This window comes from Clostridium tertium, from assembly GCF_902652255.1.
Taxonomy (GTDB): domain Bacteria; phylum Bacillota; class Clostridia; order Clostridiales; family Clostridiaceae; genus Clostridium; species Clostridium tertium_A.
This window is the reverse complement of record NZ_CACRTO010000014.1, coordinates 47,984-60,381: the sequence shown is the minus strand read 5'-3', so window position 1 is coordinate 60,381 and position 12,398 is coordinate 47,984. Positions and strand designations below refer to the sequence as shown.

General features: G+C 30.2%; 12 protein-coding genes. 2 read left to right on the top strand and 10 right to left on the bottom strand.

Annotated elements, in window-relative coordinates:
* Positions 1 to 217: 217 nt before the first annotated feature.
* The 6 genes from adhE to GPX08_RS06440 all read right to left on the bottom strand — a co-directional run bounded on the left by adhE (position 218) and on the right by GPX08_RS06440 (position 7,501).
* On the bottom strand, positions 218 to 2,842 hold the full coding sequence (gene adhE, locus GPX08_RS06465; protein ID WP_156626027.1) for a bifunctional acetaldehyde-CoA/alcohol dehydrogenase: 2,625 nt from the start codon (positions 2,840 to 2,842) through the stop codon (positions 218 to 220).
* Positions 2,843 to 3,392: 550 nt separating this feature from the next.
* A complete protein-coding gene (locus tag GPX08_RS06460) occupies positions 3,393 to 4,187 on the bottom strand; it encodes an ATP-binding cassette domain-containing protein (RefSeq protein WP_156626026.1) in 795 nt (264 codons plus the stop codon).
* Positions 4,153 to 5,070: an ABC transporter permease gene (locus GPX08_RS06455; RefSeq protein ID WP_156626025.1), complete on the bottom strand. Its 918-nt coding sequence runs from the start codon at positions 5,068 to 5,070 to the stop codon at positions 4,153 to 4,155. Before GPX08_RS06455 ends, GPX08_RS06460 begins: the two co-directional genes overlap by 35 nt.
* The gene (locus GPX08_RS06450; protein WP_156626024.1) at positions 5,070 to 6,074 is read right to left on the bottom strand and encodes an ABC transporter substrate-binding protein; all 1,005 of its coding nucleotides are present in this window, start codon (positions 6,072 to 6,074) and stop codon (positions 5,070 to 5,072) included. The genes GPX08_RS06455 and GPX08_RS06450 overlap by 1 nt, the downstream gene beginning before the upstream one ends.
* 330 nt (positions 6,075 to 6,404) lie before the next feature.
* On the bottom strand, positions 6,405 to 6,824 hold the full coding sequence (locus GPX08_RS06445; protein WP_156626023.1) for a hut operon positive regulator HutP: 420 nt from the start codon (positions 6,822 to 6,824) through the stop codon (positions 6,405 to 6,407).
* Positions 6,825 to 7,048: 224 nt separating this feature from the next.
* Positions 7,049 to 7,501: a MarR family transcriptional regulator gene (locus GPX08_RS06440; protein WP_156626022.1), complete on the bottom strand. Its 453-nt coding sequence runs from the start codon at positions 7,499 to 7,501 to the stop codon at positions 7,049 to 7,051.
* Positions 7,502 to 7,757: 256 nt separating this feature from the next.
* On the opposite strand from GPX08_RS06440, the gene GPX08_RS06435 reads away from it, so the two are divergent.
* On the top strand, positions 7,758 to 8,078 hold the full coding sequence (locus GPX08_RS06435) for a cytochrome C biogenesis protein (RefSeq protein WP_156626021.1): 321 nt from the start codon (positions 7,758 to 7,760) through the stop codon (positions 8,076 to 8,078).
* Positions 8,079 to 8,338: 260 nt separating this feature from the next.
* Positions 8,339 to 9,607: an FAD-dependent oxidoreductase gene (locus tag GPX08_RS06430; RefSeq protein WP_156626020.1), complete on the top strand. Its 1,269-nt coding sequence runs from the start codon at positions 8,339 to 8,341 to the stop codon at positions 9,605 to 9,607.
* A gap of 38 nt (positions 9,608 to 9,645) precedes the next feature.
* On the opposite strand, the gene GPX08_RS06425 is transcribed toward GPX08_RS06430, so the two are convergent.
* The 4 genes from GPX08_RS06425 to GPX08_RS06410 are packed head-to-tail and all read right to left on the bottom strand — an operon-like array spanning position 9,646 to position 12,397.
* Entirely contained in the window at positions 9,646 to 10,443 is a 798-nt protein-coding gene (locus GPX08_RS06425; protein WP_156626019.1) for an RnfABCDGE type electron transport complex subunit B, read from the bottom strand.
* A gap of 12 nt (positions 10,444 to 10,455) precedes the next feature.
* Positions 10,456 to 11,034, bottom strand: a complete 579-nt coding sequence (locus tag GPX08_RS06420) for an RnfABCDGE type electron transport complex subunit A (RefSeq protein ID WP_156626018.1) — start codon at positions 11,032 to 11,034, stop codon at positions 10,456 to 10,458.
* Between the two features lie 13 nt (positions 11,035 to 11,047).
* Positions 11,048 to 11,761, bottom strand: a complete 714-nt coding sequence (locus tag GPX08_RS06415) for an RnfABCDGE type electron transport complex subunit E (RefSeq protein WP_156626017.1) — start codon at positions 11,759 to 11,761, stop codon at positions 11,048 to 11,050.
* Positions 11,762 to 11,782: 21 nt separating this feature from the next.
* Positions 11,783 to 12,397, bottom strand: a complete 615-nt coding sequence (locus tag GPX08_RS06410; protein WP_156626016.1) for an RnfABCDGE type electron transport complex subunit G — start codon at positions 12,395 to 12,397, stop codon at positions 11,783 to 11,785.
* Position 12,398: the final 1 nt, after the last annotated feature.

The window sequence follows — 12,398 nt, the reverse complement described above, 5'->3', positions numbered from 1 at the left end:
TAAGCAAATGTTCTTGCGGAACTAATTGCTCTAACATTACTACTTCCATTTGATTTTGTGATTCTTTTCTTTCGTTTATCATTAGTAAACTCCTATGTAATAAATTAAAATATTTATTATTATATTATATATATGTATAAAATTAAAGACTGCTGACACTTTGTCAGCAGTCTGAAAAAGAGGATACTTTAAAGTATCCTCTTTCTATAATTGCATATTATTTTTTCTTTGATTCTTTTTTAGTTTCTTTAGTGTTAGAACCATGATAGCATTTAATATACATTTCTTTTAACTCGCTCATTAATGGATATCTTGGATTCGCACCAGTACATTGATCATCAAATGCTTGCTCTACCATTTCATCTAAAGTAGCATAGAATTTATCTTCTGAAACTCCAGCTTCTTTTATTGTCTTTGGCATATTAACCTTAGCTTGTAATTCTTCTACAGCTTTAATTAATAATTGAACTTTTTCTTCTTCAGTTTTTCCACCTAATCCTAAGTGATCTGCTATTCTAGCATATCTCCATGCTGCATTTGGATATTTATATTGAGCAAAAGCAGCTTGTTTAGTTGGTGCATCAGTAGCATTAAATCTTATAACTTCATTCATTAATAATGCATTAGCCATACCATGTGGTAAGTGGTGGAATGCACCTAATTTATGAGCCATTGAGTGGTTAATTCCTAAGAAAGCATTTGAGAATGCCATACCAGCCATACATGATGCATGTGCCATTTTTTCTCTAGCTTTTACATTAGTTGTTCCTTCATTAAATGCATCTGGTAAATATTTAAATACTAATCTTATTGCTTCTAAAGCTAATCCATTTGTATATTCTGAAGCCATTATTGAAACATATGCTTCTATTGAGTGAACTAAAACGTCTATACCTGCACAAGCAGTTAATCCCTTTGGAGATGTCATCATAAGTTCAGCATCAACTATAGCCATATCTGGAGTTAGTTCATAATCTGCAAGTGGATATTTAACACCTGAAGTTTCATCAGTAATAACAGCAAATGGTGTTACTTCTGAACCTGTTCCTGCTGATGTAGCTATTGAAACCATCATAGCCTTTTCACCCATAGTTGGGAATTTATATATTCTCTTTCTTATATCCATAAACGTCATAGCTAAGTCATGGAAGTTAACTTCTGGATGTTCATACATAACCCACATAATCTTAGCAGCATCCATTGCTGATCCACCACCAAGAGCTATAATAACATCTGGATTAAAATCTAACATTTCCTTTGCTCCAGCTCTTGCACATCTAAGTGTTGGGTCTGGTTCTACATCTGAGAATATTTTAAATTGTATTCCGTTTCTTTCTAATACTTCTGTTACTTTATTAGTATATCCCATTTCAAATAACACTTTATCAGTTACTATAAACGCCTTCTTTTTACCCATATCTTTTAACTCTTCAAGAGCAACTGGTAAACAACCATACTTAAAGTAAACTTTTTCTGGAACTCTAAACCAAAGCATATTTTCTCTCCTCTCAGCTATACTCTTAATATTAATTAAGTGCTTAGGACCAACATTTTCTGAAACTGAGTTTCCTCCCCATGATCCACATCCAAGAGTTAATGATGGAGCTAGTTTAAAGTTAAATATATCTCCAATCGCCCCTTGTGATGCTGGCATGTTTATTAGAGTTCTAGCAGTCTTCATTCTTTCTCCAAACTTTAATATTCTATCTCTAGACTTAAGTTGATCAGTATAAAGAATTGAAGTATGACCCATACCACCAAGTTCAATTAATCTTGCAGCCTTTTCTAAAGCAACTTCAAAGTTCTTAACTTTATACATTGCTAAGATTGGTGATAATTTTTCATGTGAGAATGGTTCTTCTAATTCTACAGACTCAACTTCTCCAACTAAAACCTTAGCAGTTTCTGGAACGCTAACTCCTGCCATCTCTGCAATCTTATATGCAGATTGACCTACTATATTAGCATTTAAGCCACCTTTTTCATTTAAGATTACTTTTCTAACCTTATCTATTTCTTCACCTTTTAAGATATAAGCTCCTCTTTCGCTTAATTCCTTCTTAACTTCATTATAAACATCTTCTAATACTACTAATGATTGTTCTGATGCACAAATTACACCATTATCAAAAGTCTTAGATAAAAGTATTGAGTTTACAGCCATTTTAATATGAGCTGTTTCATCAATAATTGCTGGAGTGTTACCAGCACCAACTCCTAAAGCTGGTCTTCCTGAAGAGTAAGCAGCCTTAACCATTGCTGGACCACCTGTAGCAAGAATTATATCTGATTCTCTCATTACATTTTGTGATAATTCTACTGATGGCTCATCTATCCATCCGATTATTCCTTCTGGAGCTCCAGCTTTCACTGCAGCTTCTAAAACTATTTTAGCTGCTTCTATAGTAGAATTCTTAGCTCTTGGATGTGGAGAGATAATAATTGCATTTCTAGTTTTTAAAGCTATTAATGTTTTAAATATTGCTGTTGATGTTGGATTTGTAGTTGGTACTATTGCTGCAATAACACCGATTGGTTCAGCAACCTTTGTAACACCGTAAGTCTTATCTTCTTCTAAAACTCCACAAGTTTTCATATCCTTATATTGATTATATATATATTCAGCTGCGAAGTGGTTCTTAATAACCTTATCTTCAACTATACCCATTCCTGTTTCAGCTACTGCCATCTTAGCTAATTTTATTCTATTGTCATTTGCTGCCATAGCTGCTTGTCTAAAGATTTCATCTACTTGCTCTTGAGTATAAGTTGCAAATACTCTTTGCGCTTCTCTTAATTCCTTAATTCTTTGAGTTAATTCTTGTGCATTAGTTACTGCCATTTTTACTCCTCCTATTTATAAAAATTTATTTTTTAATAAATTTATTTGCTTATTTAGTACCTTTTACTTAAGTACAATTTGATTTTATTATATTGTTTAATTTTTGTCAATCTTTTTTCAAGAAATTTTTTCATATTTTTATATCAAATTTTTCAAAAGATTTTCAATTAAAATTCATTCCTCTCCAAAGCTAGTAATTAAGCCATTTTAAATTTGTTATTTATTTTAATTATTTTGAATAGTTAGAAAATTATTTTTAAGACTCTTTATTTTGCACTTTTTCTCATAAGGATTTTTTATTGAATAATCGTTATTTAAATAACAAACTTCTAATAAAGTATTTTTTTCTATATTAAATTCCCCTATTATTACTTAAATTATTCAAAACTAAAATCCCTTTTAAAATTTTATAATATCTATAACTTAAAAAAATTTCATATAACTTTCTTCAATATTAATTCTTAAATAAAAAGAGCTACTAAAGCAGCTCTTAAAATCTCATCTTTAAAGTAATTTCATATAAATTACTTCATCGATTTTCCATTATTCATTAAACAAGTAAGCTTCTATCACTTAAATCTTCATTTAAACTTGCTTCTTTAAATAAATTCATAAGTTTTTCAGTAGTTAACTCTTCTTTTTCCTTACCTTTTACATCTAATAAAACTTCTCCTCTATGCATCATAATAAGTCTATTACCATTTTTAATAGCATGCTTTAAATTATGAGTAACCATCATAGTAGTAATATTAGTTTCCTTTAAAATCTTTTCTGTTATTTCCATAATCTTCATAGAAGTCTTTGGGTCTAAAGCTGCTGTATGTTCATCTAAAAGCAAAAGCTTAGGTTTTGACATTACAGCCATTAACATAGTTAATGCTTGCCTTTGACCTCCTGATAAAAGCTCAACCTTATTATAAAGCTTATCCTCTAATCCAAGATCAAGCTCCTTTAATAGTTCTTTGTAATATGATATTCTTTTCTTATTTATTCCTAAAGATAATCCATATCTTTTTCCCTTATTATCAGCTAACGCTAAATTTTCTAATATTGTCATATTAGGAGCAACTCCTAAAGATGGATTTTGAAAAACCCTTCCTATTACTTTTGACCTCTTAAATTCATCAGACTTAGACATATCAATTCCATCTAGCTCTATTACTCCATCATCACTTTGAATATTCCCAGAAATAATATTTAAAAGTGTTGATTTTCCAGCTCCATTCGATCCTATAATAGAAATGAAATCACCTTCATCTACCTCAAGAGAAAAATTTGAAAAAACTTTATTTTCGTTTATTGTATTTTCATTAAAGACCTTGTGCAACGCCTGAATTTTTAGCATCTAAATCACCGCCTTCTTTTTCTACAATATTACTTACAGATTTCTTTTTACTCTTAAATTTAAATACATTTGAATTTAAGCTTAAAGCAATAATAACAATAATTGCTGTCATTAACTTTAAGTAATTTGGATCTAATCCAAGCTTTAAAACTATAGCTATAGCAAGTTTATAAATAACAGCACCTGCTATAGACAATGTAGTAGCTTTTATAAATGTAAGTTTTTTAAATATAGATGAACCAATTATAACTGCCGCAAGTCCCATAACTACTACTCCAGTACCCATACCTGCATCAGCAAAGCCTTGATATTGAGCTGTTAATGCTCCACTTAAGGCTACAAGTCCATTACTTATCATAAGTCCTAATATTTTAATAGAATTTTTATTAACCCCTAAAGATGTAACAAGTTGTTCATTATCTCCTACTGCAATTAATAGACTTCCAAGCTTAGTTTTTAAAAACAAGTCAAAAGCTATCTTAATTACAATAAGGACTCCTATTATTATTAATATCTTAGAACTAGTCCCAAAAACACTTTTAGTACTAAATAAAGGCACATTAGATTTACCCATTATCATTAAATTAATTGAATATAATCCAATCATAACTAATATTCCAGACATTAAATTTGTTATTTTGAGCTTAACATTTAAAAGAGCTGTAGTAAGTCCTGCTAAAGAACCACCTAGTGTTGCTATTATTACTGCAAGCCACGGATTTATATCCTTAACCAAAAGAGCTGCGCATATAGCTGCTCCTAATGGATAAGTTCCATCTACAGATAAATCAGGAAAATCCAATATCTTATAAGTAATATAAACACCTACGGCTACTATTCCAAATAAAAAGCCTTGTTCTAATACGTTTATAATTAAATCCACTAGTTAACGCCCCCAGTTACCTTAGTAGCACTTTCTTCAATATCACTTGGTATAGAAATATTTAACTTTTTAGCTACATCTGTATTAATTGTAATGCTCATATCACTTAAAGTTGTAATTTCTATTTCTTCTGGTTTCTTTCCTTCGAATATTTCTACTGCTTTATATGCAGTTTCTTTACCTAATTTAAAGTAGTCAATGCCTATTGAACATAATCCACCTTTAGAAACCACTGCTTCTTCTGCACCCAATATAGGAATATTGTTTTTAACAGCAATTTGTCCAACTAAATCATAAGCAGATGCAACTGTATTGTCTGTTGGTGTATATAAAGCATCTATATCTTTAATAACTGCTGATAAGTTTTGATTTATTTCATTTACGTTTGTAATACCTATTTCTTTAACTGTTAAATTAAATTTACTTGCTTCAGCCTTTAAAGCATCTACTTGAACAATAGAATTAGCCTCTGAAGTATTGTATATTACTCCTAAAGTTTTAGTATCAGGTTTTAATTTTAGTAATAAATCTAATTGTTTATCTACAGGAACCATATCTGATACCCCTGTTAAATTAGTACCTGAACTCTTCCAATCCTTTGCTATTTCTGCTGCTACAGGATCTGTAACTGCTGTAAATACTGTTGGAATTTCTTTAGTTGCATTATATACAGCTTGAGCTGAAGTAGTAGCTATAGCTAATATTAAATCCTTCTTTTCAGATGCAAACTTTTGAGCTATAGTTTGAGCTGTAGGGTTGTCCCCTTGAGCATTTTGATAATCAATCTCTATATTCTTTCCTTCTTCATATCCCTTTTCTTTAAGCCCTTCAATAAATCCGTCTTTTGCAGCATCTAGAGCAGGGTGTTGAATTAATTGATTAATCCCGATGCTATAAACCTTATCTTCATTAGATGCAGATCCTCCATTATCTTTACATCCAACAAAAACGCTAGCAGCTAGTACGCATGCTAAGCCTAATGCTATTTTTTTCTTTCCTACCATGTTAACCATCCTCCTAAATATAACATAACAAATGATATTAAAATCTCCCACCTACAATTCTTCATTTTTAACCTTTAATTATTATTAAAATACTTACATTTGCAAATAATTAATATTATATTAATATCACAATAGAGATTTTATTATCATTTTAATATTTATCATATAATATCATAATTACTTTTTATTGTAAATATTAAATTACCTTTTCTAGTAAATACTTTTTACTCTCTCTTCTTTATTAATAAAAAAAAGAAACTTATACTTATATAAGTCTCCTTAATTTATTTCTTTATATAAAAAGTAATAACTATCACTAACTTTTATTTATTATACGTCTATTCTTGGAACAGCTCTATGTCCGATCCCTATTACTACTTCATCTAGATGTAACAACCCTACACTTAAAAATATACATACACTTAAGTGCTCATCTCTTCTAGCAATACCGATTTTCCCTCCAACATTTTGTCCACTAGCCCTATTCCAAACTTGCATTAAAGCATCCCTAGTTGCACCAATTACTCCGCCTTCATGCAAGTGTTCTTCTCTAATTAATCCATTTCTTTTGGAGGCTACTAATGCTCTTTCTAAAATCTTCGATGTAGATTCATTAATATTACCACCTATATTAACAGCTGTAGCTAATATACCCTTTTTCTTAAGCTCAACCTTTAACTCTTCTTCTTCCTCCCTAGATGATATTGCCATCCTTGTTGCATACTTAGCAACCTCTAAACTTGCATTCATCAAACTATCCTCCTGTACTTCTTTTAATAATCTATGTTTCAATAAATAATTTAAATCTTGTAGTCTTATATATTTTTAAGTGAAAAATAATTTAAAAGTAAATTATATCAATTGAAAGCATAGATTTTTATTTTTATTTAAGTTGAATACAAACTTCCTTAACTATCTATTTTATTCATTAAATATAACTTATTAAAATGTAAAACTTTATTACAACTTATATATTACTTTATTGACTCACACTTTTCAATAAAATACTTATTTAACTTATCAAGAGAACTAATTAATACTTCTTTTTCTTCATCTAGTAGACCATTCATCATTTCTTTTACCATTTCATTATGAAATCTTTCATGAAGTCTATTTGCTATCTTACCTTTTTTAGTTAACTCAACTAAAACAACCCTTCTATCCTCTTCTATCCTACTTCTTTCTACATATCCCTTTTTAATTAATCTATTTATAGACGTAGTTAATGTTCCAACTGTAATACCTAAGTCTTGTGCTACTTCACTCATCATTTTTTTAGACTTACTTCCTATCGCTTCAATAGTATGCATTTCTCTAACTGAAAGGTCAGAAAAATAACCACTCTTCAATGTCTTTTCTTCTATTTGAAGAATTTCGTTAAATATTTTTACTAAAAGCTCATTAACTACACTAGTTTCTTTTTGCATAATTAATTATCCCATCCTTTTTCTATCGTTACTTAATTAAATAATAATCTAATTTCTTATAAATTTCAATTAAATATCTACTTTTTAATAAAATATTTTGATAATCAAAGCTTTTATACTCATAAACTCTTCAAACAAGTGATTTTCACATAATATTTCTTCATATTTTCTCCATTTATAAATTAAAATTAAATATTTACTAATTAATGTCAATAGTCTATTATTTAATTATAACTAATATTAGGAGGCTACTATAATGAATTATACAAAGGTTAAATTTGAAATATATCTTCCTTTTGATTTTGTAGAGAAACTAAGAGAAGGAATTAACAGAACAGGTGCCCTTACTGTAGGAAAGTACGATAATTGCATTTCAATCACTGAGGTAAGTGGCTATTATAGACCTTTAAAAGGCTCTGATCCTTATTTAGGAAAAGCTAATTCTTTATCTATTCAAAAAGAAGCTAAAATGGAATTTACTTGTTCAAAGGATTTAGCTTTAGAAGTAATAAATGTAATTAAGAATATTCATCCTTACGAAGAACCAGTATATAACATAATCCCAGTAATAAACTAATGTCATAAAATTCGAAGCATTTTATTAATGAAAGAAAAAAATGAAAAAACATCTAAAAAAATCCTTACAAATTTTTTAAGAAATCTTTGAAACAAAAGAGGTTTTGCATTGCAAAACCTCTTCCTTCATTTTTTCATTCTTTCATTCCTTAACTTTTTCATTTAAAATGCTTTGCATTTTAAAATTACTTTTATTATAATGAACCTTTTTAAAAATCATGGAATATTTTAATATAAACAGTAATTTTTGAGGTAAAAATAATGAAAGTTGTTGTAATTGGAGGAGGCTTTGCAGGATGTCAGGCTGCTATACAAGCAAAAAAAATGAAAGCTGATGTCCATATTATTGAAAGATCAGATATGCTGCTAGGAGTAGGTAATGTTGGTGGCATAATGAGAAATAACGGAAGATTCACTGCCACTGAAGAATTAATCAATATTGGCGCAGGTGAAATTATCGAAATTATGGATGCTTTAGCTCTTCATACTGACGTTGACTTTTCTGGTCATAAACATGCAAGTTTAACTGATATAGGTAAAGCTGAACCTATAATAAGAAGATATATAGAGTCTTTAGGAATTAATATTCATTTCAAATCAAGAGGTGTAAATGTAATACTAGAAGATAATTATATTAAAAGTATAAAACTATCTGATGGTACCTTTGTTGATGGAGATGTTTTCATAGAAACTACAGGTTCTACTGGCTCTATGACTAATTGTAATAAATATGGTAATGGCTGTTCTATGTGTATATTAAGATGTCCTACATTTGGAAGCAGAGAAAGTCTAAGCTTAAAGGCAGGAATTAAAGATATTATAGGTGAGAGATCTAATGGTACCCCTGGTGCTATGAGTGGCTCTTGCGAAATGCCTAGAGAATCTTTATCTGAAGACCTTTTAGAGGAACTACGCATTAAAGGAGTAGTATCATTACCTATTCCTAAAGAAGATATTAATCTAGATAAATTAAGTCAAAAAGTTTGCCAGCAATATGCCCTTAAAGAATTTGCAGAAAATGTTATTCTTTTAGACACTGGCCATATTAAACTAATGACATCTTATTATCCTTTAGAAAAACTTAGAAAGATAAAAGGTCTAGAAAACGCAAGATATATTGACCCATTATCAGGTGGAACATCTAATTCTATTAGATATTTAGCTTCAAGCCCTAGAGATAATACAATGAAAGTAATTGGGATTAATAACATGTTTTGCGCAGGAGAAAAATCAGGTTTCTTCGTAGGACATACAGAAGCAATTGCTACTGGAGCTTTAGCCGGATATAATGCTGTAAAACTTATATTAGGAGAAGAATTACTAGCATTACCAAGAGAACTTTCTATAGGCGATATTATTGCATACGCAAATGAAACTTTAGAAATAGAAAATGGTAAGAGCATAAGACATACTTTCTCCGGTGGAGAATACTTTAATAGAATGAAGGAGTTAAACTTATATTCTACAGATAAAGAAAAAATCAAAAATAGAGTTAGATCACTATCCTTACTTGAAATATTTAATTCTTGAATTTTAATAGGAGCTGCCATAAGGCAGCTCCTAAAATATTAGTTTAAAAATATATTCTTTATTGCCCCTGTTGGACACTTCTTAGTACAAATTTGACAATTTATACACTTATCATAATCTACTTTAGCTAGGTTATTAGTTACATGAACTGCATCCTTTGGACAATTTCTTTCACATAACTTACATCCTATACAAGCAGATGAACAATTTTCCTTAACATGTCTTCCTATTTCAATATTATTACACTCTACTCTTACCTTCTTAGATACAGGTACAGATTCTATAAGTCCTTTTGGACAGATGTTAATACATGCTCCACAGTTTGTACATTTATCTACATTTACCTTTGCAACACCATTAACTATATCTAATGCTCCAAATTCACATACACTTACACATGTTCCAAGTCCTAAACATCCATACGAACATGATTTAGCTCCACCATCTATCATTAATGAAGCAGTAAGACAATCAGTAACCCCTTCTAATTCATATCTATTCTTAGCTGAATCGCAATCTCCATTACACTTAACATAAGCAGTCATTTTTTCTGCTGCATCTACTGATATTCCTAAGACTTCTCCAATATCAGCTGCTGTTTTAGCTCCACCAACTGAACAAAGATTAGGCTTAGCGCCTTCCATTACTACTGCTTCTGCATAAGCATCACAACCAGCAAATCCACAACCACCACAGTTAGCACCTGGTAAACATTCTCTTAATTTAGGTATTTTAGGATCAACCTTTACTTCAAAAGCCTTTGATGCAAAACCTAAAAGCACTCCAAAAACTAATCCTAATACTCCTAAGCTTAAAGTTGCATATAAAATATTCATATTAACCCTCCCTTAGTGTATTAATCCTTGGAATCCTAAAAAGGCAATTGACATTAATGCTGCTGTAAATAATGTAATTGGTAACCCTCTTAGAACAACAGGTATGTTTTCATTATTATCTATTCTTTCTCTAATAAATGCTAAAAGAACTATAGATAGCATATATCCTGATGATGCTCCTAATCCGTTAACTACAGATTCTATAAATGTATATCCCTCTTGTATATTAAGAGTAGCCATACCTAGAACTGCACAGTTAGTAGTAATAAGTGGTAGATATATACCTAATGCCTTATGAAGGGCTGGTGAAAGCTTCTTCATAGCCATTTCAACAAATTGAACTAAAGCAGCTATTACTAATACATTAGCAATAGTATCTAAATACTCAAGTTCAAATGTTACTAGTATGCCATTATAAACAAGCCATGACATAATAGAAGCTAATATCATTACAAACATTACAGCAAGTCCCATTCCTATTGCTGCATCTTTTTTCTTAGAAACTCCAAGGAATGAACATATCCCTAGGAATTTAGATAGTACAAAGTTATTTACTAGCATTGCTGCTATAAAAATCATAAACAATTCCATAAGTTACACCCCTCTAGTTTTTCTTAATATCTTTTATTTCTATTTTATCTGAAGTACCACATCCACCAGTACCACATCCTGAACAACTTCCACAACTATGCTCTAAAGTCTTAACTTCTTCACCAGTTTTCTTAGCTTTATTTATATTGTAAGCATTTAACACTACCATAAGCCCTCCTAGTGTAAAGAAAGCTCCTGGTGCTAATATCATTATAGAAGCTGGCTTAATAGCCTCAGGTATTACTTGTAATCCTAGTATTTGACCTGCGCCTAAAATTTCTCTAAAAGTACCTATTAAAAACAGTGCAATAGTGAAACCTAATCCCATACCTATAGCATCAAAAATTGAAGGTAAAATTTTATTTTTTGAAGCATATGCCTCTGCTCTACCTAAAATAATACAATTAACAACTATTAATGGAATAAATATACCAAGTGATGAGTAAAGACTTGGAATATATCCTTGCATTAACATATCTACAATAGTAACAAAAGATGCAATAACTACTATATAAGCAGGTATTCTAATCTTATCAGGAACAAGTTTTCTAATTGCTGAAATCATCATATTAGAAAATATTAATACTACTGTTGAAGCTAGTCCCATACCTAATGCATTTTTCGCACTAGTAGTAACTGCTAGAGTTGGACACATAGCTAAAACTTGAACAAAAATTGGATTTTCTGTTATTATTCCATTTTTTAATCTTTCAATTAATTTATTCATTACTTTCCTCCTAATTAATTACTAATTGGCACTTGCACTTGTGTCAGCATCAGTTTCTTCCTTTTGTTCTACCTCTTCACCTTTTATATTTTCTAAATAAAAAGTGATAGCTTCATTTACTGCTGTAACAGATGCCTTACTTGAAGTTGTTGCTCCTGAAATAGCTTCTACTTCAATATCTTTATTAGGAGTAACTTTTACAACCTCTAAAAGTCCTGTAGCTGGCTTATCCTTAAATCTTGATATAAACTTATCCTCAGAAATTTTCGCTCCAAGGCCTGGTGTCTCACTATGAGCTAACACTTTAACACCTGAAACTTTATCATCTTTTGAAATTGCAACTACAAAATCTACTGGTCCATGGAATCCCTTACTAGTAACTTTTAAAACATAACCTACTACATCACTTCCATTAACAGCTTCATATATTTCTTTAATGCTTCCTTCTTCTGCTAATTCAACATCCATATCTTGAATTTTTTCAGCCGTTGGCATTATATAATTTAAATCTTCTTTGCTGATTTTAGAGTTTTCTATAATTGCTTCCTTAGTTAAATCATTAGCAAATCCTAATAATAATCCAGCAATCATAGTTATAACAAGAAGGATTCCTCCTAGCTTAAAATTTTCCTTCATA